At 38.2% G+C, this 20,226-nt stretch carries 18 protein-coding genes and 3 pseudogenes; 19 read left to right on the top strand and 2 right to left on the bottom strand.

What is annotated here, in order from left to right:
* Window positions 1–7: 7 nt before the first annotated feature.
* The 3 genes from ABZ559_RS07485 (at window position 8) to ABZ559_RS07475 (ending at window position 2,270) form a co-directional block, all read left to right on the top strand.
* Window positions 8–754, top strand: coding sequence for a class A sortase (locus ABZ559_RS07485; protein ID WP_273414654.1), 747 nt, complete (start codon window positions 8–10; stop codon window positions 752–754).
* 41 nt (window positions 755–795) lie between these two features.
* Complete coding sequence (locus ABZ559_RS07480) at window positions 796–1,209, top strand: VOC family protein (protein WP_018375682.1); 414 nt, start codon at window positions 796–798, stop codon at window positions 1,207–1,209.
* A gap of 146 nt (window positions 1,210–1,355) precedes the next feature.
* Window positions 1,356–2,270 (top strand): DUF1002 domain-containing protein, encoded by a 915-nt coding sequence (locus tag ABZ559_RS07475; RefSeq protein ID WP_273414662.1) that lies wholly within the window; start codon window positions 1,356–1,358, stop codon window positions 2,268–2,270.
* A gap of 213 nt (window positions 2,271–2,483) precedes the next feature.
* Here ABZ559_RS07475 and ABZ559_RS07470 read toward each other — a convergent pair whose 3' ends face one another.
* Complete coding sequence (locus ABZ559_RS07470; RefSeq protein ID WP_367007642.1) at window positions 2,484–3,401, bottom strand: AraC family transcriptional regulator; 918 nt, start codon at window positions 3,399–3,401, stop codon at window positions 2,484–2,486.
* 355 nt (window positions 3,402–3,756) lie between these two features.
* Between ABZ559_RS07470 and ABZ559_RS07465 the strand changes: the two genes are divergently transcribed.
* The 14 genes and pseudogenes from ABZ559_RS07465 (at window position 3,757) to radC (ending at window position 17,295) form a co-directional block, all read left to right on the top strand.
* Complete coding sequence (locus ABZ559_RS07465) at window positions 3,757–4,044, top strand: hypothetical protein (RefSeq protein ID WP_367005762.1); 288 nt, start codon at window positions 3,757–3,759, stop codon at window positions 4,042–4,044.
* Between the two features lie 12 nt (window positions 4,045–4,056).
* On the top strand, window positions 4,057–5,631 hold the full coding sequence (locus tag ABZ559_RS07460; RefSeq protein WP_277291005.1) for an AarF/UbiB family protein: 1,575 nt from the start codon (window positions 4,057–4,059) through the stop codon (window positions 5,629–5,631).
* 40 nt (window positions 5,632–5,671) lie between these two features.
* A pseudogene (locus tag ABZ559_RS07455) lies at window positions 5,672–5,965 on the top strand (PTS cellobiose transporter subunit IIC); the annotation flags it as partial.
* Window positions 5,966–6,140: 175 nt separating this feature from the next.
* Window positions 6,141–6,959, top strand: a complete 819-nt coding sequence (locus tag ABZ559_RS07450) for a Cof-type HAD-IIB family hydrolase (protein ID WP_367005759.1) — start codon at window positions 6,141–6,143, stop codon at window positions 6,957–6,959.
* Between the two features lie 24 nt (window positions 6,960–6,983).
* A complete protein-coding gene (locus ABZ559_RS07445; RefSeq protein ID WP_367005756.1) occupies window positions 6,984–7,640 on the top strand; it encodes an SGNH/GDSL hydrolase family protein in 657 nt (218 codons plus the stop codon).
* A gap of 91 nt (window positions 7,641–7,731) precedes the next feature.
* Window positions 7,732–9,216: a glycoside hydrolase family 1 protein gene (locus ABZ559_RS07440; RefSeq protein WP_367005755.1), complete on the top strand. Its 1,485-nt coding sequence runs from the start codon at window positions 7,732–7,734 to the stop codon at window positions 9,214–9,216.
* 366 nt (window positions 9,217–9,582) lie between these two features.
* On the top strand, window positions 9,583–10,233 hold the full coding sequence (locus ABZ559_RS07435; protein ID WP_367005753.1) for a GDSL-type esterase/lipase family protein: 651 nt from the start codon (window positions 9,583–9,585) through the stop codon (window positions 10,231–10,233).
* Between the two features lie 381 nt (window positions 10,234–10,614).
* A complete protein-coding gene (gene ascB, locus ABZ559_RS07430) occupies window positions 10,615–12,090 on the top strand; it encodes a glycoside hydrolase family 1 protein (protein ID WP_277291526.1) in 1,476 nt (491 codons plus the stop codon).
* Between the two features lie 60 nt (window positions 12,091–12,150).
* Entirely contained in the window at window positions 12,151–12,747 is a 597-nt protein-coding gene (locus ABZ559_RS07425) for a histidine phosphatase family protein (RefSeq protein WP_018375670.1), read from the top strand.
* Window positions 12,744–13,358: a histidine phosphatase family protein gene (locus ABZ559_RS07420; protein WP_367005752.1), complete on the top strand. Its 615-nt coding sequence runs from the start codon at window positions 12,744–12,746 to the stop codon at window positions 13,356–13,358. Before ABZ559_RS07425 ends, ABZ559_RS07420 begins: the two co-directional genes overlap by 4 nt.
* A gap of 1 nt (window position 13,359) precedes the next feature.
* Window positions 13,360–13,974, top strand: coding sequence for a histidine phosphatase family protein (locus tag ABZ559_RS07415; RefSeq protein WP_367005750.1), 615 nt, complete (start codon window positions 13,360–13,362; stop codon window positions 13,972–13,974).
* A 649-nt stretch (window positions 13,975–14,623) separates the two neighbouring features.
* Window positions 14,624–15,751: an AI-2E family transporter gene (locus tag ABZ559_RS07410; protein WP_273403104.1), complete on the top strand. Its 1,128-nt coding sequence runs from the start codon at window positions 14,624–14,626 to the stop codon at window positions 15,749–15,751.
* Window positions 15,744–16,571, top strand: coding sequence for a glycosyltransferase family 8 protein (locus ABZ559_RS07405; RefSeq protein WP_367005748.1), 828 nt, complete (start codon window positions 15,744–15,746; stop codon window positions 16,569–16,571). The genes ABZ559_RS07410 and ABZ559_RS07405 overlap by 8 nt, the downstream gene beginning before the upstream one ends.
* A 43-nt stretch (window positions 16,572–16,614) precedes the next feature.
* A complete protein-coding gene (gene radC / locus ABZ559_RS07400; RefSeq protein WP_273403098.1) occupies window positions 16,615–17,295 on the top strand; it encodes a DNA repair protein RadC in 681 nt (226 codons plus the stop codon).
* A gap of 75 nt (window positions 17,296–17,370) precedes the next feature.
* Here the strand turns inward: radC and ABZ559_RS07395 are convergent, their stop codons facing one another.
* Entirely contained in the window at window positions 17,371–18,015 is a 645-nt protein-coding gene (locus ABZ559_RS07395; RefSeq protein ID WP_367005746.1) for a redox-sensing transcriptional repressor Rex, read from the bottom strand.
* Window positions 18,016–18,281: 266 nt separating this feature from the next.
* Here ABZ559_RS07395 and ABZ559_RS07390 point away from each other — a divergent pair.
* Window positions 18,282–18,380 (top strand): annotated as a pseudogene (locus tag ABZ559_RS07390) (YSIRK-type signal peptide-containing protein); the annotation flags it as partial.
* A gap of 39 nt (window positions 18,381–18,419) precedes the next feature.
* Window positions 18,420–20,216, top strand: a pseudogene (locus tag ABZ559_RS07385) (S8 family serine peptidase); the annotation flags it as partial.
* Window positions 20,217–20,226 lie beyond the last annotated feature (10 nt).

The following is a 20,226-nucleotide window of genomic DNA, read 5'->3' as shown; positions in this document are numbered from 1 at the left end:
AGAAACTATGACAAAAAGAAAAAAGAAACCATCAAAAATTTTACGTTTTTTGCGTATCTTGATTTTTAGCCTTTTATTGATTGTTGGTCTTGCGTTGATTTTCAATAAGTCCATTCGAAACGTTATTATTGGCTGGAATTCCAACAAATATCAGGTGGTTAAGGTAACCAAAAAAGAAATTAAAAAGAATGAAAAATCTGAAACTACTTTTGATTTTTCTGCTGTAGAACCAATTTCAACCGAGTCAGTTTTAGAAGCGCAATGGAATGCTCAAAATCTTCCTGTTATCGGTGGCATTGCCATCCCAGATATTGGAATAAACTTGCCAATTTTTAAAGGATTAGGCAATGTAGGGTTGACCTATGGTGCAGGAACCATGAAGGAAGAACAAGTCATGGGTGGTGAAAATAATTATGCATTAGCTAGCCACCATGTTTTTGGAATGACTGGTTCTTCAAAAATGCTTTTTTCACCCCTAGAGCGTGCAAAAATTGGTATGAAAATTTACCTGACTAATAAAGAAATGGTTTACACATATACTATCACCGGTGTGGAGTCTGTAGCACCAGATAGATCTGATGTGATAAACGATACACCAGGACAAAGTCAGGTTACGCTTGTAACTTGTACAGATCTTGAGGCAACGGGGCGTATCATTGTGTACGGAACATTGGAATCTTCCGTTGCATATGATCAAGCTTCCGAAGATATCGTCAAGGCATTTAAGTCGAGTTATAACCAAATTACTTCATAGAAGAGAGGCGCGAGCCTCTTTTCTAGCATAAGGAGAGAATATTGAAATTAAAAACTATCCATCACATTGCTATTATTGTTTCAGATTATGAGAAATCACGCGACTTTTATGTTAATAAGCTCGGTTTTGAGATTATTCGGGAGAACCACCGTCCAAAACGACATGATTATAAACTGGATTTACGGTGTGGTACCGCCGAACTTGAAATTTTTGGAAATAAGCTAAGTGACCCACATTATACTACACCACCAAAGCGAATCGGTCGTCCTGAATATGATAGAGAGGCTTGTGGGTTACGTCATTTAGCATTTTATGTTGATGATGTTGAAGCTTATAAGGTAGAGTTGGAAGGTATGGGAATCTTTGTAGAGCCTATTCGTTATGATGATTATACTGGAAAGAAGATGACTTTCTTTTTCGACCCAGATGGACTTCCACTTGAATTACACGAATAAAAAATATGAGGGAAATAAGGAATCAAACAGTTTTTTTAAGACCTCTTTGCAGTGAAATGGTATAATGAATTCTCACAGAAAGGAAGACTGAAATGAAATTTAGTAAATTTGTTTTTTCTGCTGCCCTCTTGTTAGTGAGTATCTTTATGATTAGCACTGCTCATGCGGCAACTAATACTGTTCAGGATGTCATTGATGAGACTTATGTCCAACCTGACTATGTGCTTGGTTATTCCCTAACACCTGACCAACAAACTCAAACTTTAAGTTTGCTTGGTTATGATAGTAGTAAGGATACTCAGGTAAAGACTCTGACGACAAGTGCATATGCCCAAATCATGAATGTTGCAGATGATGCTAGCTTACAGCTCTATTCATCAGTGAAAATTCAAAAACTTGCTTCTTCTGAGACACTCACCGTAGAAATTGTGACACCAGAAAACATTACAAAAGTGACCCAAGATATGTATCGAAATGCGGCGGTTACTTTGGGGATTGAACATGCCAAAATTACGGTCGCTGCCCCTATTGCTGTAACAGGTGAGAGTGCGCTTGCTGGTATTTATTACTCACTGGAAGAAAACGGTGCTAAGGTATCTGATGAAAGTAAAGCTTTAGCTCAAGAAGAGTTATCTGCTCTGTCAACAATCAATGCTGAAAACCAAGGAACTCAAGGTTATGATGCAGATAAACTTAACGTTGCTTTAACAGATATCAAGAAGGCTGTTGCTGAGGGTGGTGACAACTTAACAGAAGACCAAGTTCGCAAAATTGTTGAAGATACACTTGAAAACTACGGTCTAAAAGATGTTTTATCAGCTGACCATATTACCTTGATTGTTAATTTTGCACTTAATTTATCGCATTCAAGTGTCATTAAAAGCAGTGGTTTTAAGGAAACCTTGTCTTCATTGAAGGATAGTATCGTTTCAAATGCCAAATCAACCTTTAAAGATATCAACCTTAATTTTGACGCAAGTGGCGTGATTGAATCTAGCAAGGGCTTCTTTGCTAGTATTTGGCAACAAATTGTTAATTTCTTTAGTCAATTTTTCGGCTAAAGTGATAGAAAATCTCTAGGCTCCGTAATGAACTCTATGTGTCCTGTGATATCATATAGAACATATGGAGTTTTTTCATACGCAAAAAAGCCCTTGCTAGATTAAACCTTTAGCAGGGGCTGTCTGGCTGATGAATAATTGAGAAAAGAATCCATGATATGTCATTAGGTTCTCCTTGAACTGCGTCAGTATTACAGTAGTGACGTATTAGTGCTATTGCTTAGGATTTATCAGATAACGGCTGTCTTTTCGGTTGCTAAAATGTTTACGATAATGGCTCGGCGTTGTTTGATAATAGCGCTTGAATTGACGATTAAAATTAGAGAGATTGTTGAAACCGATGCGGTTGGCAATGTCCAAAATGGAGTAGTTGGTATTAATCAGTAAGTCACTGGCTTTATTTAAACGAACTTGGATAACAAATTCAGTGCAAGAAGTCCCCGTGTGCTGTTTAAAAACGCTCATAAAGTGAGTCTTGCTATAACCAATAAAATCTGCCAAATATTCAATTGTCAAATTCTTCTCGTAATTGCGATTGATAAAATCGATGAGTTCACGGATTTTTTCGTTTTTCCGATAGGCATCATCAGTATTTTTTTTGACGACATAGCGATAGAAATAAAGGAGATAGATTAGTTCGTTAAGCTTTGATTTCAGGAGAAGTTCAAAATGTCGGCCTTCATTACGAGATAAGTCAAAGATGCTGAATAAGCAAGTCTTGATTTCATCGTAGCCTTCCATATCAGGTTTGATGCAAGGAATAAATTTAAATGAGCTGGTCTGCAAAGGCTGTAGATAGCGCAGGCTCACCTGATCGATAATTGAATGTCCAATCATGTCCAAATGGAATTGAAAGGTGTCTGTAATGTGATTTTGGTTTTCAATGGGGTGTATAGAGTGCATACCGTTTGGTCTAATAAGGACAATATCTCCAGGTTCACTATTGAAAAAATCGTAATCAATATGATAGCGGGCAGATCCTTCATAGACATAGTTGATTTCTAATTCTGGGTGCCAATGGAATAGAACGTCAGGTCTTCCATCTTTAACGATAGTATTATAATAATGGTAGGATAAAAGGTGGTTATTTTCACCAAATTCCTGTTTAAACTCATTTGTAACTAATTTCATCATCGAACCTCAAATATTAAAAATCATAGTTTAGTATTATTATAGCAAAAGCCTAGTAAAATGTCAGTTCTTCCATTAGACATATGAAAAAGTTTTCAAAAGCTTGCTAAAAATCAGGATTTTTACCCTGAAAGTGGTACAATGAAAGTGTTAAGAAGATGCTGGTATTGACTATTGATACTCAATGAAAATCAAAAGTAGCCTAGGAAACGAAGCCGACGATAGAACTTGAGTTCATCAAGGCAAGTTGACAACGGATAATTTTGATTTTCGAAGAGTATGATTTATGGTCAGACATGCAGTGCTTGTATCTTCCATCTAAAATGATGATTATTTAAAGGAGGAGGAAATTATCATGGATGAGTTAAAAAAAGTGTTGTTAGCTGGGATTGGTTTGACCTCGATGACTTTAGAAAAGGCTGACAGTTTTGTCAAAGAATTGGTTGAAAAAGGGCGTTTGACTGTAGAAGAAGGAAAAGAATTGCAGTCCGAATTGAAGCGCAAGAGCGAGGACGAACTTAAGGATTTGACAGATAAAATCAATACTAAGACGAAGGGTGTGCAATATGCAACAAAAGAAGATGTTTCTCGACTGGAAGGAAAACTAGATACACTTTTAAAGCAAAAAGAAGATACTGAGTAGTTGGGTTTAATTATGGGAAATAAACGACTGAGAGAAATTATCAGAGTTTTTTCATCTGTTGGTTTTACTAGTTTTAAAGAGAAAAATACTCCTGCCGACCTTAAGTCGGCGCCTGCTAAATTACGGTTGGCTTTTGAAAAATTGGGGCCAAGTTTTGTAAAAATTGGTCAAGTATTATCTACTCGAAGCGATTTACTTCCAGCGGAGTACATCTCGGAATTAGTGAAATTACAGAGCGATGTTCCTCCCATGTCACAAGATGTGGTCATGGCGGCTATTAAGGCAGAATTAGACCAGCCAAGCGTTCAAGTTTTTGAGTGGCTTTCTGAAACTCCTCTAGCAAGCGGTTCAGTCGCACAAACACATCGCGCACGACTGTTAACAGGCGAAGAAGTTATTATTAAAATTCAGCGCCCTCAACTAGCAGAAATCATTGAGGAAGATTTGTCCGTCCTTATGAGGCTATCAAGACGAATTCCAAAAGCTTTTTTTCCTATGGTGGATATTCCAGAAGTTTTAAAAAACCTCAAAGAATCTCTAGAGCGTGAGATTGACTTCCGCAACGAAGCTAAGGCCATGCATGAATTCAGTGAACTCAATAGCAATATCCGTTGTTTGGCTATCCCAAAAGTTTATGATAACTTTACAACTGAACATATGCTAGTAGAAGAGTATGTTTCAGGTATTCCAATCAATCGCTACGATCAACTATTGCAAGAGGGGTATGAGCTTGATGATATAGGCAAAAAATTAATGTTGAGTTTTATCAAGCAAGTGTTTAAGGATGGTTTCTTCCACGGGGATCCTCACCCAGGTAATCTTCTTATCTATGAAGGTAAAATTTACTTTATTGATTTTGGAATTATGGGACGGCTGGAAGAAGGTATGAGAGCCAGTCTAAATGATATTCTTTATGGTTTTACTGCTCAGGATGTCGATGGAATGACTCGCTCCATTTTAACCCTTACCAATGTTGATGGCGATGTCAATAAAGCGGCATTGTCTCAGGATGTTGAACAGATGCTGTCTAAGTATGCTAGTCTTGATTTAGGTGGTCTGGCCATTACGGATTTAATAGAGGATTTGGTGGCTGTTTTTCATAAAAATCATCTACGGGCACCCGCTCAATTTACCATTTTGGAAAAGGCTGCGCTTCAAATAGAAGGTATTTTCCGAGAAATGGCACCTGAAGTGGACTTAATGACTTTAGCTAAGAATTACTTCCTTGAAAATATGGGGCCAGACATGCTCAAACAAGCCCTTAATAGAGAGACGCTGCTTATTGAACTATTTTATTTATTAAAAAATGGGAAAAATATACCTCGTGAACTTCATCAACTCTTAGCTCAACTACTCAATGGTCGTCTTTTAGTGACTCATGAGTTTTACGATTATAGTAATCGTATCAAGCTTTTGCAGAAACTAGGCAATCAACTTGTCTTGAGTTTACTCTTTTTTGCCTTAATGCTGTCAGCTAGCATTATATCTCTGAAAGAGGAACTTCAGCTTGCTTCGAAAGTTTTGTTTACTTTAGCAGCTATTATTTTTATTTGGGAAATGGTCTTACTCTTAAAAAAGAGAAAATAGTAAGGTAGAGAAAGTTTCCTTATCTTTAAGGAAATTTTCTCTAATTTTTGGTCTTCCAATCATTTATAACCCAGCATTAGCAATTCCTTTCTTGACTGCACCAATTGTTTCAATGTCAATCTATTATCTTGCTATGAAACTGAATCTTATCGGTGCTGTAATCGCCCAAGTACCATGGCCAACTCCAGTTGGTATTGGTGCCTTCCTTGGAACAGCCGACCTCAAAGCTGTTCCCCTATCCATTGTATGTGCCTTGGCAGCGTTTTTAGTCTACTGGCCATTCATTCGCCGTTATGATAAACAACTTCTTGAAGAAGAAGCTACTGAAGCATAATTATTAAATACGAACTATATCATAAAGAGACTGGGAGAAAGTACCCCAGTCTCTTTGGTGTTATTGCAAGTTTATGATAAAAAATGGAGTATAGTACATTTTTTTCAGTCAATGATATGAGTTAATTTCATCAAAAAAGTGTATACTGGATTTAAAGAAAAAGTGGGGTAAACAGATGACAATAAAAGTAATCGCAACAGATATGGATGGAACATTTTTAACGGATAACAAAACCTATGACAAGGTACTTTTTAACCGTTTATTTGATAAATTTATAGCAGATGATATTAAATTTGTTGTGGCAAGCGGTAATCAGTACCGTCAAATCATTCAACAATTTCCTGAGCATAAACATCAAATGACGTTTGTGGCTGAAAACGGCGGTCACATTATTGAAAATGGCAGAACCTTGCAAGAGGCCTTTGAGACTGAGGAAGCTATTTCAGCCTTGGTGAATTACATTGAAAAGTACTATCCTGATACGGTGATTAATTTAGCAGGGAAAGACTCCTCTTATCTTCCCGCCGCAACGCCTAAGAAAGTGAAAGACTTGCTTAGCTATTATTTGCCTGTGTTAACTTACGTTGACAATCTTCATCCGATTCCAGATGATCATTTTTTCAAAGTAACCTTGCTGGTTCGTGACGATTTGACTTTTAAAGTGCGTGATGACATTAACACGCTTTTTGCTGATTACCAGTTAACGGCTACTTCTAGTGGTTTTGGTTGTATTGACGTTATTCCCTCACACGTTCACAAGGGAACAGGGCTTGATTTTCTACTCAATCATTGGGGCTATGGTCCAGAAAATCTCATGGTATTTGGCGACGGAGGCAACGATATTGAAATGCTAACATTAGCAAAATACTCATTTGCAATGGCAAATGCTCCGCAGGAAATTAAAGCTGTTGCTAGCTATCAAGCACCGTCAAATCAAGAAAACGGTGTGTTACAAGTCTTGTCAAATCATTTTTTGAAAGGTATTGAGTTGTGATAAAATAATCACAAAGGAGAAAAAATGACAGATTTTCAAGAACTTTATCACAAAGCTGATGTGCAAGAATATCGTCAGTATATTTTGACCGACCAACAAAATCAATTATGGGAAAAATATGCTGCGCTCAATAAAATTGTTTCACATCCCAATATTGTGTTTGCAGGCGATTCTATTACAGAATTTTTCCCAATTCACGAACTATTGACATCGGACACACCGCTGTATAACCGTGGCATTCATGGTATTGATAGTTTACAGTTCCTAGAACACTTTAGTAGTCAAATACTTGATTTAGCACCGAGCAAAGTTTTTCTATTGATTGGTGTCAATGATTTGAAAAAACGCACACCAGAAGAGGTTTGCCAAACCATTCAGAGCATTATTACAAAGATTCATCAACAGTTGCCAGAAACACAGATTTTCTTATTGTCTGTTTTTCCGATGAATGAATCGCCTGAATTTGTACGGACACCAAGCTTGCGAAATAATCAAAGTATTTCACTACTAAATGTTAATCTTAGCCGATTGGCTGGCGAGAAGGTATCTTGGCTTGACGTCCATGATTTACTTTGTGATGAAACTGGGCAACTCAAACGTGACTGGACAGTTGATGGACTTCATTTGACAGTAGCAGGTTATCGGGTGATTGCTGACGCTATTCAGCCATATTTAGTGTAATAGTATCATTTTCTAAGATGATAATGCAAGATTACGCTTTCAAATAACAATATAATATTGTTGTACTTAATTGAAAGAAGGGAAACGATAGATGACAAAAGCATTTCCAAAAAATTTCCTTTGGGGTGGAGCAATCGCTGCTAACCAAGCCGAAGGAGCTTATAACGAAGATGGTCGCGGACTTGTTGCGACTGATGTGACAACAGGCGGTAGTGTTAATGCGCCACGTTACATGACTTATATTGATAAAGACGGCAAGCCTGGTAAAGCGCCAGCAATGGGACACAATGGTAAAATCCCAGAAGGTGCTAAATATGCGGTGCTTGATACCGAACATTATCCAAACCATGTAGCGGTTGATTTCTACCACCGTTATAAAGAAGATATTAAATTATTTGCTGAAATGGGCTATTCAGTTTTTCGTTTGTCTATTTCTTGGGCACGTATTTTCCCAAATGGTGATGACAAAGAGCCTAATCAAGCTGGGCTAGATTTTTACCGTTCAGTTTTTGAAGAATGCCGTAAATACAATATTGAACCCTTGGTGTCGATTTGGCATTTTGACACGCCACTTGCTCTTGAAGAAAACTATGGTGGTTGGAAAAATCGTAAACTCATTGATTTTTACGTGCGCTATTGCGAAGTGATTTTCACTGAATACAAAGATTTGGTTAAATACTGGCTAACTTTCAACGAAATCAATAATACGACCATGTTCCTTGATATGTTTGGCGCAAAAGCGAGCGATGCTGATTATCAAGACGGTTATCAAATTTTACACCACCAATTTGTAGCGTCAGCTAAAGCCGTGCAACTCGGTCATGCTATCAATCCTGATTTTATGATTGGAAATATGATTTGTGGGATTACTTTCTATCCAGGAACTTGTGACCCAGCAGACATTTTGGCTAACGAACACAAATGGGAGTCTGGTATATATTACTGTGGCGACGTTCAAGCCAAAGGAAAATACGGCACTTATGCTAAACGCCTTTGGAAAGAACACAATGTTGAGTTAGACATTACGGCAGAGGACCTCGAAGATTTGAAACGTGGTACTGTTGACATGTACACCTTCTCATACTATATGTCAAACAACGTGACGACACATACAGGGGTTGAAGAAGTAGCAGGGAATTTCTCAACTGGTGCTAAAAACCCTTACTTGACATACTCTGATTGGGGTTGGGCACATGACCCAGTAGGGCTTCAATATTACCTTGAAAAAATCTACGACCGCTACGAAATTCCATTGATGGTTGTTGAAAATGGTCTTGGTGCCTTTGATACGGTCGAAGAAGATGGTTCAATTCATGATGATTACCGTATTGACTATCATCGCGCTCATATTAAAGCAATGGCTAATGCGATTGACAACGGTGTTGACCTTATCGGTTACACAACTTGGGGCTGTATCGATATTGTATCAGCAAGTACTGGAGAAATGCGCAAGCGCTACGGTTTTATCTATGTTGACATGGATGATGAAGGTAAAGGAACTATGAAGCGTATTCCTAAAGATTCCTTTTATTGGTACCAAAAAGTTATTGCCAGTAGAGGTACAGTTTTAGATTAATAGGAAAGAGGCTGGGCAAAGTCCAGCCTCGCTTCTCAAAGTTCGTGTCAATATTTCATCGCAGTGGTTGATTGGGTTTAACAGTCCACTAGACTGTTAAAGGTTGGAGATAAGGTTTGCGAAGCAAATCTCAGCAATTCGTGTTTCACACTCGAAATCTGCCTTTACGACTGTTGCGAGCAGAGTTCGTTTCATTTCCAACCTCCAAAGGTTCCCCCGAACCTTTGGAGCTGTACGGGGGTGGGAGTAAAATAGTCCAGTGGACTATTTTAGCCCGAACCTAGATGTTTGGAAGTGAGGAGAACTCTTTTTAAGACTTATTGAGTTTCTTTCCCACACCCTTTCATCGTGTTCTATAATAATATCATGAAGATGAATTTTGCAGAGAAAGGAGAAGAGATGATAGAAGTCATCAGTTCAGAATTAAAAGCTTATCACCAGCAAAAACTAGATGAGTTTTCCAAACAAAATCAAGTCTTGCCTAGAGGGGGAATTGTTTTTGCCGGAGATTCTATTGTTGAGTTTTTCCCTTTAAAAAAATATTTGAAGACGGATTTACCCTTGATAAACCGAGGGATAGCTGGGACGGATACTATTTGGCTCAGTCAGCACCTCAAGGAACAAATTTGGATTCTTGAACCTAGTAAGTTATTTCTATGGATAGGGACAAATGATCTTGGAGAAGGGTTGTCAATTTCTGATATTGTCCAACGAATAAGTGATATGATTGCAGCAATCAAACAGGAGTCCTTTTATACAGAGATATACCTTTTATCTGTTCTTCCTGTCAATGAAAGGTCAATTTATCAGGAGCGTGTCAAGATTCGCAATAACAAGGATACTCAAGCGCTTAATCAGGATTTGTCTGTCCTTTCAGGAGCCCAATATCTTGATCTTTATGATCTCTTATTGGATGATATTGGCAACTTAGCTGAAGCTTACACGATAGATGGTCTGCATCTGACTCAATCAGCATATCACATAATAGCTAAGCGCCTAACAAAACTGGCTTTATAAAAAGTATTTAGTATTTGAATACTAATATTTGCTTAAACAAAAAACTTTTTGTGATGAAGTTTAATACTATAGAGATGCCGAGTCGTGTTGGAAATAATTCTTTCGCTAGAAGAAATGTGAAAATATCAGTCAAAGCGATAACCATCGACATAGACACCCAATCACGAAGAAGTTTGCGTCAGGTATGCTACTGAATCTACTTAATGTTAAGGAAAGTTTTAAAACTATCTAAAGATGAATGAATCAAAATTGAGAGAAGCTTAAAAAAGAAAACTAATAAGCCAGAGTTCCATAGGATAGTATCAAAAATACAGATTATTTTATAAGAAAACGTTACCAATTAGGCATATAATCTAACTATCAAAATAAGAGGTGACTGAAATGACAAAACAATTTCCAGAAGGATTTCTTTGGGGCGGTGCCACAGCTGCCAATCAATTTGAAGGTGGTTTTGATGAAGGTGGACGCGGTTTTGCTACTTCGGATACTGCGCGTGCTGTTAAACCTGAAGAACGAAAAACTATGGGTGGTGAATTTTCAAGTCCTATGACGCTGGAGCGTCTAACATTTGCGATGGAGGATAAGGAAGGCTCTTATCCTAAACGTTGGGGTTCTGACTTTTACCACCGTTATAAGGAAGATATTGCTTTGATGGCTGAAATGGGCTTCAAAACCTACCGCATGTCTATTGCTTGGTCCCGTATTTTTCCTAATGGTGACGAAATAGAACCAAATGAAGAAGGATTGGCGTTTTACGATAAAGTTTTCGATGAACTCAATAAGTATGGCATTGAACCGCTTGTAACTCTATCACACTATGAATTTCCCATTGGCTTAGTATTAAAATATGGTGGTTGGAAAAATCGGAAAATCATTGATTTTTTTGTTCGTTATGCGAAAACTTGTTTTAAACGCTACAAGGGAAAAGTTAAATACTGGTTGACCTTCAATGAAATCAATATTCTCGGGATGACTGGTTACCTGTCTGGAGGACTCTTATTTGAAGATGGAAAACTTCATTTAGATGAGATGTACCAGGCTGTTCACCATCAATTTATCGCGTCTGCCTTGGCTACCAAAGCAGCGCATGAGATTGATTCTGAAAATAAGGTTGGAATGATGTTGGCTCGTATGGAAGCTTATCCAGCAACATGTCATCCAGATGATATCATGAATGCCATTCAAAAAGACCAATCCAATCTCTTTTATTCAGATGTTCAGGTTCGTGGTGAATACCCACGCTATATGAACCGCTTTTTTAAAGAAAATCAGATTGAATTAGTCTTTGAACCCGGTGATGAAGCTATTCTCAAGCAATATCCAGTAGATTTCATGAGCTTTTCTTATTATATGTCATCGGTGACACGACATCCAAACAATCAAACACCAGAACAAAAAGCAACAGCAGGAAATCTTATTTTGGGTGAGGCTAACCCTTATTTGGAAGCTTCTGACTGGGGCTGGCAGATTGATCCAGTTGGTTTGCGAGTAACTTTAAATAAACTTTATGACCGTTACCAAATACCCCTTTTTGTGGTTGAAAATGGTTTGGGTGCTTTGGATAAGCTTGAAGAAGATGGTAGCATTCATGATAACTACAGGATTGATTATTTAGATAAACACATCAGGCAGATGTACGAGGCTATTGAAGATGGCGTTGAGTTGATGGGCTACACCATGTGGGGTTGTATTGATCTTGTGTCGGCATCAACTTCTGAAATGTCCAAACGCTATGGTTTTGTCTATGTGGATGCTGATGACCAAGGTCAGGGGACATTTGACCGCTATCGTAAGGATAGTTTCTATTGGTATAAGGATGTGATTGCTAGTCAAGCAGCAAACATCCTAAACAATTAAAGATTTAAGCTCAGTTGCGGGTTCAACTGGGTTTCTTTGCAAAAGAAAGGAAAAATTTTTATGACCAAACTTTACCTCATGAGACACGGTGAAACCTTATTTAATACGCAAAAGCGAGTACAAGGCTGGTGTGATTCGCCGCTGACGGCAAAAGGAATTGAGCAAGCTAAGATAGCGCATGCTTGGTTTGAAGGAAAAGGTATCCGATTTGAAGAGGTTTATTCTTCAACGCAGGAAAGAGCTTGTGACACGGCCAAAATCGTGGCACCTAGCCAAAACGTTACCCAACTCAAGGGACTGAAAGAAATGAGTTTTGGTCAATTTGAAGCACAGCCTGAAATGTTGCTTCCGAAATTCCGACAAGGTGCACGTTCTTTTGAAGACTTGTTAGTGCCTTTTGGTGGTGAAGATATTTATCAGGTTGGGCATCGGGTTTATGATACACTCAAGTCTGTTTTAGATGAGACAGAGGCTAAAAACCTCCTTATGGTTAGTCATGGGGCGGCTTTGTGGGGCTTGATTCAGTATTTGGATTTGCCTTTTCCAGAGGGGGTTCGTTTTGGAAATTGTAATATTTGTATTTACGAATACCGTTTCGGAGAACTAGTTTTATCTGGTGTGGTTGATCCTATCGAAAATGTAGAGGTGGCTCTATGAAAACTTTTTATCTTATGCGTCATGGTCAGACTCGTTTCAATGAACAAGGTCGAATACAGAGAGCTTGTGACTCACCTTTGACTGACTTAGGCAAGGAGCAGGCACAGGCAGCCAGAAGTTATTTTGAAGAAAAAGGTATTCGTTTTGACAAGGTTTATTCGTCAACTCAAGAACGGGCCTGTGATACTGCAGAAATTGCCACTGGACACTCAGATTACCAACGTCTAAAAGGCTTGAAAGAGTGGGATTTTGGTGCGTTTGAAGCACAGCCCGAGTATTTGAACCCTAAGTTGCAAGATGGTGGAATTGGTTATGGTGATTATTTCCAACAATTTGGTGGGGAAAACAATGAACAAGTACGTGATCGTATGGAAACCTGTATTCGTCAAATTCTAGAAGAGGCAGGAGAAGAGAGTAGCGTATTAGCTGTAAGTCACGGTGGGGCAATCGCTCAGTTTTTCCGCCGTGTTATCCATCCAAATCCTGACATTCGAAAAATGAGAAATTGCTGTATCCTCTATTTTACCTATCAGGACGGTGTCTTTGAACTCCACTCTGTCTATAATCCAGTGGAAAAGGAGTACAGTTACAGAAAGGATGGCAAGAAATAAGATGACAAGTCATTTGTATTTAATGCGCCATGGACAAACTCTTTTTAACGCCTTAGAACGCATTCAAGGTTGGAGCGACTCTCCACTGACAGAATTGGGAATTGAACAAGCTCAAATGGCTGCCGACTATTTTAAAGCGCAAGGACTGACTTTCGACAGCTACTATTCATCGACCTCTGAGCGAGCATCAGATACTTTGGAAATTGCGGCAGGGGTGACAAGCTACACCCGTCTTAAGGGTCTAAAAGAAATGAACTTTGGAAATTTTGAAGGCCAGCAGGAGTACCTTCATCCTCCTCGTCAAGTCCGTAGGGCTGTTGGAAATTATTATGTAGTTCATGGTGGTGAGAGTGATGAAGAGGTTGCTCGGCGGGTCCACACGACCATTACTCATATTTTGGAAGAAAATGACAGTAAAACCATTTTAGCTGTTAGTCATGCTGGCGCCATTATGCATTTTTTAAACTCAATCGGGGTTGATGTCGAAAGCATGGGATTTTTCCCAAGTAATTGTTGCATTTTTGACCTTAGTTTTGAAAAAGGAGCTTTTACTTTGCACGGTATGATTGATCCAGTTAAGGGGGAAATTTTTGAGTATTTGGGTGACTTGACATAATCTTTCAAAATTTAGAACCTGTATTCACAGTTCAGTACTTCTATCTAAGACGAGTTTTTGAGCTACTCATCGTTAGTTTTTTTCAAAATACAATCAGTATTCTCTCAAAAAACTACCTTGATTAGCAAAAAATGATCTCATATCTATAAACACTTCGTTTATGAATACAGGTTCTTAAAATATTATAGTCTTTTAGTACAAGGCAACGAGCTGCAGGTTGCTAGAACAGCCTTTAGGCTGTTCTAGGTTGGAAATAAGACATGCGAAGCAAGTCACTTTCGTAAAGTACGGCAAAGTGAGTTCAAACAATCCAGTGGAGTGTTTGAAGTTGGAAATAGGGAGTGGGAAAGACTCAATAAGTCTAAAGAGTTCTCCTCACTTCCAAACATCTAGGTTCGGGCTAAAATAGTCCACTGGACTGTTAAACCCAATCAACCACTGCGCTGAGATGTTGACACGAACTTTGAGAAGCGAGGCTGGACTTTTTGCTCAGCCTCCTTACGTCGAAATAATAAAAGATAAACTAATTGACTATACTACCTTTTTCAATGACTTACTTAGACATGCTTGCAACTTTTCAGAAGTTTCCTTAACTAAAATTCTTTATTTTTGTGTATAATAGATAAGAAATTAGTTTCAAGGAGTAGTGATGAAATTCGAGAAAAAGCAAGTTTACTATGTCGTTATAGCTTTTACGCTTTGTTTTGCCATACAAGCTTATTGGAGTAGCGGAGCCCAGCTTTTAAACACATTCTATACTGCCAGTTTTCCTTTTTTGATGGGAGCCGGTCTCGCTTACATTATCAATATTGTCATGAGCGCTTACGAGAAGCTTTATGTTCGACTATTTAAAAATACATGGCTAATTAAGTTAAAACGCTCAATTTCTATGATTTTAGCCTATTTGACTTTCACTGTTATCATCATTTGGATTTTTTCAATTGTCCTTCCTGATTTGATAAAAAGTTTGAGTTCTCTAATGACCATTGACACTAAGCAAATTACGAAGCTTATCAATGAGCTTGGTGATAACAAATTGGTTGCGCAAGCTTTAGAATATCTTGGGGCAGGTAATGATTTGGCTACAACCATTCAAAAATACAGCCAACAAGTCCTAAAGCAAGTTTTAACAGTCCTAACCAGTCTCCTGACCTCGGTAACGACTCTTGCCTCGACAATACTTAATTTGTTTATTAGTCTAGTCTTTTCAATCTATGTCCTCGCTAGCAAGGAAAAACTTGGGCATCAGTTCAACTTGTTAATTGACACCTATCTTGGTAAATTTGCTAAAACAGTCCATTATGTCATTGGTATTCTACATCAGCGTTTTCATGGTTTTTTTGTTGGACAGACAATGGAGGCCATCATTCTGGGAACTCTAACAGCTACAGGCATGTTCATTTTTAAACTGCCTTATGCCGCGACGATAGGAGTTCTGGTTGCCTTTACCGCTCTGATTCCAGTGGTCGGTGCCTATATCGGTCTTTGCATTGGCTTTATTTTAATTGCCACACAGTCTATTACCAAGGCTATCTTTTTTGTTATCTATTTGATTATTTTGCAACAATTTGAAGGCAATCTTATCTATCCAAGAGTTGTTGGAAATTCAAGTGGATTGCCAGGAATGTGGGTTCTGCTGGCTATAACAGTAGGCGGCTCACTCTGGGGAGTGTTAGGTATGTTAATAGCAGTGCCATTATCTGCAAGTATTTATCAAATTATCAAAGATCATGTTCATAAACGTCAAACACTTAAGGTAAACACAAAAAATGAGTGATATAATAAACCTTCTTTTTGCCATCAATGATGATTATGTTGAGCAGTTCAAAGTTACTCTTTATTCCCTTTGGCAAAATGCTTCAAAAAAGCAAATGGCAGTCTATCTTTTACAGAAGGAATCTTTATCAGAAAATGAAGCTATCAAACGCTTTTGTCAAGAATTACAAATAACCTATCATCCAGTCATTATTGGTGAAATGGCTTTCGAAGATGCTCCAACTACTGATCGCTATCCTGAAACCATTTATTATCGACTTTTAGCACAGGATTACTTACCAGCAGACTTGGATCGTATTCTTTATCTAGACGCTGATATTTTATGCTTGAATGACATTGTGCCTCTTTATCAAGCGGATTTGAAAGATAATTTGTATGCTGCAGCCAGTCATACTTCAGATGCTAACATTCCTGAACTAGTCAATAAGCTGCGCTTAGGCAATTTCGAGGCTGAAAGTTATTACAATTCTGGTGTCCTGTTGATGAATTTGCCAGAAATTAGACATCAGGTCCAAAAATCGGATATCTTAGATTATATTGCGACGAATGGACGTATCTTGTTTTTACCAGATCAGGATATCTTAAATGCTCTTTATGGTCATAAAGTTTTTCAAATCCCCGATGAAATCTATAATTACGATGCGCGTTATAATGTACTCTATTTTGCTAGAAGCTCTGGTAAATGGGATTTAGATTGGGTTCTTGAACATACTGTATTTTTACATTTCTGTGGCCGAGATAAACCCTGGAAAAAGAACTACCGCGGACGTTATGCCGCTCTTTACAAACACTACCAACAGCGTGTGAAAAAAATACCATGATAAAAATACCTCTACTTACGAATAAACTAAGTGGAGGTATTTTATGTATACTGTAGAATTAAAAAACGAAGCCTTGCTTCCCCGCGAACGTCTTATGGATTTGGGAGCCGAAAATTTAAGCAATCAAGAACTCTTGGCTATTTTGCTTAGAACAGGAACCAAAACAAAACCAGTTTTAGAAGTATCACTCAATATCCTAGAAAATTTAACGAGTTTAGCAGACTTCACTCACCTATCATTACAGGAATTACAGCAAATCAAAGGCATTGGCCAAGTAAAATCTATTGAAATCAAAGCCATGCTAGAATTATCAAAGCGCATCAACAAGGCAGATTATGCTCAACAAGAGCGAATCATGAGTAGTGAAAAATTGGCTCGAAAGATGATGTTAGAACTCAGTGACAAAAAGCAGGAGCATTTGGTTGCCCTTTACCTTGACACGCAAAATCGTATCATCGAACAAAAGACCATTTTTATCGGATCGGTACGTAGGTCGATAGCAGAACCACGCGAAATCCTTTACTATGCCTGTAAAAATATGGCAACTTCCCTGATTATAGTTCATAATCATCCTTCTGGATCTGCATCACCTAGTGAGAATGATTTGCATTTTACAGAGAAAATAAAACAATCATGTGAAACAGTAGGAATTGTGTGCCTTGATCATATTATCGTTGGAAAACATTGCTACTATAGTTTTCGTGAAGAGACGGACATTCTTTAAGAAAAAGTAAAAAAAAAACGAATGATTGACGATTTAGAAAAATACTCTATCGTTTCATTCGCTTTTTACTTTTATCTATTTTGCTTCAGCCTGATTCATGAAGTAAAGTAGCGTTTGCAGTTCGCTTGTTAGATCAACATACTGGACAATGACATTTTTTGGAACATGCAGATGAACAGGTGAGAAGCTCAAAATACCCTTGATTCCAGCATCAACTAAACTATCAGCAACTTCCTTAGCTTGCTCACTTGGAACAGTCAAGATAGCTGTTTCAATCTTGGTATTCTGAATATGTTCTTTAAGACTTGAAATACCATATATTGGAATACCGTCTTCAGTCTTAGTTCCAACAAGTGGGTTATCATCGGTATCAAAGGCAAGTGCAATCTGCATTTTGTTGCGATCATGGAAACGGTAGCGTAGCAGTGCACGCCCTATATTACCGCAGCCTACTAACAGAACGTTTGTAGTAGAATGATCTCCCAAAATATCCGCAAAAAAATTGACTAATTTTGTAACATCATAACCAAAACCACGGCGCCCTAGCTCACCAAAATAAGAAAAATCACGCCTTACGGTAGCAGAATCGATACCCATCGCATCTGCAATTTGTTTTGAGCTAGCTTTTTCAATATTATCCGCGTAAAAACGCTTAAAGATACGATAATAAAGAGACAGTCGTTTTGCTGTCGCCTTTGGAATAGATTTATCAATAGCCATGCTATTATCTCCTTGATTCTTAAACATCTCCATTTTATTTTAAAGAAACTTTGTGAAAAATGCAACATATTGGTACGAAATTTTATGAAAAATCTAAAGTTTTGGAAAGTATAGGGTTTTAGAAATTAGTTGACTTCGAGTATCTTAGCGTGTTTGATAAAAAATATCAAATTATCGAAAACTATTGAATTTTCCGACAATTAGTGTTTTAATAGAAATCGTATTAACGTTTTAGTTAATTTAAGAAAAGTTTTAAGGAGATTTTTATGGCTAAATATCAACGTTTTTCCATTCGGAAATATAAAATCGGTGCAGTATCAGTTCTTTTAGGAACAGTATTTTTAGTAGCAACTGGTGGACAAGTTGCTGCTGACGAAGCTACTTCGCAAGTAGATAACACAGCTATCTTTGTAAAGGCCGATGATACAGCAGTAGAGACTATTGTCGAAACTACAATAGGTACAGGGGCGGATCCAATTTCTTCACAGGCAGAAGCCCCATCAATACCTGCAAGTCTAGTTACGGATGTTGCTACTGAAGTTACAAGTGATGTTACTGAAAATATTCCAATTTCTGAACAAGTTGCTCTAACCAAGGACGTACCAGAAACTCAAGTCACTCCTACAATACCAAAATCACAAGAAGTAGCAAATGATGCACCTTCTGAACATTTACAAGCGGAAGTAGAAACTAAGGCTGTTTCCGAAAATGGTGAACAAACTGGGGTTGCCAACAAATCAGATCAGCCATCAAGTATTGATTCTGATAAAATCATAACAGCGGATAAAACTTGGGTAGCGGGCTACAAAGGAGAAGGAACTGTTGTTGCTGTCATCGACTCAGGCCTAGATATTGACCACGATGCTCTGCGTATCACTAATATTGATGCTGCCAAATATAAAGATGCTAACCAGATGGAAGCTGCCAAAAAGGCTGCGGGTATTTCTTATGGTAAATGGTACAATGAAAAGGTTATTTTTGCCTATAACTATGTTGATGTTAACGATGATATAAAGGAAGCTGATAAGCACTCTCATGGAATGCACGTTACAGGCATTGCCACAGGGAACCCTTCGCGGCCAGATAGTGGTGAATTCGTTTACGGTGTTGCACCAGAAGCTCAAGTTATGTTCATGCGTGTTTTCTCGGATGTCAAAAATACAACAGGTCCAGCGATATATGTTCGCGCCATTAAAGATGCCGTAAAACTTGGAGCAGATTCTATCAACCTTAGTCTTGGTAGTGCGGCTGGTTCTGTTATTAATTCAGAAGAAAGTCTTATTGCAGCTATTGAAGAGGCTCGTAAGGCGGGAGTTACTGTTGTCATGGCAGCCGGTAACGATGGCACTTGGGGTTCAGGACAGTCTAACCCGCTTGCTGAAAATCCAGATTATGGCTTAGTCGGAACTCCTTCAACTACACGTGACGCAATTTCTGTCGCATCTTATAACAGCACAAGCATTATGAGTAAAGTTGTACAGATTGTTGGCATGGAAGACAATGAAGCCTTAAATTATGGCAAGAGTTCTTTCTCAAATCCTGAATTGAGCAAAAAAATCTTTGAAAAAGGACGACAATACGATTACGTTTACCTTGGTACTGGAAAGGCTGATGAAATAGGCGACCAAGATCTCACTGGTAAAATTGCTCTAATTAAACGTGGAGAGATTACTTTTTCTGAAAAAGTTGCTAACGCAGCGGCCAAAGGAGCGGAAGGAGTTGTCATCTTCAATCATACAGCTGGGGAGGAAAATATCAGCATGCAGTTGGATGAAACAGCTATCTCAATTCCATCTATTTTCATTCCGTTTGAATTTGGTAATGAATTGGCTGCACATCCCCAAAAATACAAAATTCAGTTTAACGGAGAATCTGATAAATCTGTTCATCCTCATACAAATGAACTTTCAGATTTTAGCAGTTGGGGACTTTCAGCAGATGGAGAATTGAAACCAGACCTTGCAGCTCCAGGAGGTGGTATTTATTCGTCTATCAATGATGGTGAATATGCTAGTATGAATGGAACGAGCATGGCATCACCTCATGTGGCTGGCGCAGCTGCTTTAGTTAAACAGTATCTTAAAGCCAACTTTCCAACAAAATCAAATGATGAAATTGAAGCTCTAGTCAAGCACTTGCTGATGAGTACTGCTAAAGCTCACTTTAATACTGAAACTCAAGCTTATACTTCACCACGCCAACAAGGTGCAG

The organism is Streptococcus sp. ZY19097 (assembly GCF_040731245.1).
Classification (GTDB): domain Bacteria; phylum Bacillota; class Bacilli; order Lactobacillales; family Streptococcaceae; genus Streptococcus; species Streptococcus orisratti.
This window is presented reverse-complemented; position numbering and strand designations above follow the sequence as displayed.

Bases quoted from the DNA above. Each gene is read 5' to 3' on its own strand.
- ABZ559_RS07395 (WP_367005746.1), bottom strand. From the start codon at position 18,015: ATGGCTATTGATAAATCTATTCCAAAGGCGACAGCAAAACGACTGTCT.
- ABZ559_RS07420 (WP_367005752.1), top strand. From the start codon at position 12,744: ATGAAAACTTTTTATCTTATGCGTCATGGTCAGACTCGTTTCAATGAA.
- ABZ559_RS07475 (WP_273414662.1), top strand. From the start codon at position 1,356: ATGATTAGCACTGCTCATGCGGCAACTAATACTGTTCAGGATGTCATT.
- ABZ559_RS07440 (WP_367005755.1), top strand. From the start codon at position 7,732: ATGACAAAAGCATTTCCAAAAAATTTCCTTTGGGGTGGAGCAATCGCT.
- ABZ559_RS07485 (WP_273414654.1), top strand. From the start codon at position 8: ATGACAAAAAGAAAAAAGAAACCATCAAAAATTTTACGTTTTTTGCGT.
- ABZ559_RS07435 (WP_367005753.1), top strand. From the start codon at position 9,583: ATGAAGATGAATTTTGCAGAGAAAGGAGAAGAGATGATAGAAGTCATC.
- ABZ559_RS07465 (WP_367005762.1), top strand. From the start codon at position 3,757: ATGGATGAGTTAAAAAAAGTGTTGTTAGCTGGGATTGGTTTGACCTCG.
- ABZ559_RS07460 (WP_277291005.1), top strand. From the start codon at position 4,057: ATGGGAAATAAACGACTGAGAGAAATTATCAGAGTTTTTTCATCTGTT.
- ABZ559_RS07425 (WP_018375670.1), top strand. From the start codon at position 12,151: ATGACCAAACTTTACCTCATGAGACACGGTGAAACCTTATTTAATACG.
- radC (WP_273403098.1), top strand. From the start codon at position 16,615: ATGTATACTGTAGAATTAAAAAACGAAGCCTTGCTTCCCCGCGAACGT.
- ABZ559_RS07445 (WP_367005756.1), top strand. From the start codon at position 6,984: ATGACAGATTTTCAAGAACTTTATCACAAAGCTGATGTGCAAGAATAT.
- ABZ559_RS07450 (WP_367005759.1), top strand. From the start codon at position 6,141: ATGACAATAAAAGTAATCGCAACAGATATGGATGGAACATTTTTAACG.
- ABZ559_RS07410 (WP_273403104.1), top strand. From the start codon at position 14,624: ATGAAATTCGAGAAAAAGCAAGTTTACTATGTCGTTATAGCTTTTACG.
- ABZ559_RS07415 (WP_367005750.1), top strand. From the start codon at position 13,360: ATGACAAGTCATTTGTATTTAATGCGCCATGGACAAACTCTTTTTAAC.
- ABZ559_RS07470 (WP_367007642.1), bottom strand. From the start codon at position 3,401: ATGAAATTAGTTACAAATGAGTTTAAACAGGAATTTGGTGAAAATAAC.
- ABZ559_RS07405 (WP_367005748.1), top strand. From the start codon at position 15,744: ATGAGTGATATAATAAACCTTCTTTTTGCCATCAATGATGATTATGTT.
- ascB (WP_277291526.1), top strand. From the start codon at position 10,615: ATGACAAAACAATTTCCAGAAGGATTTCTTTGGGGCGGTGCCACAGCT.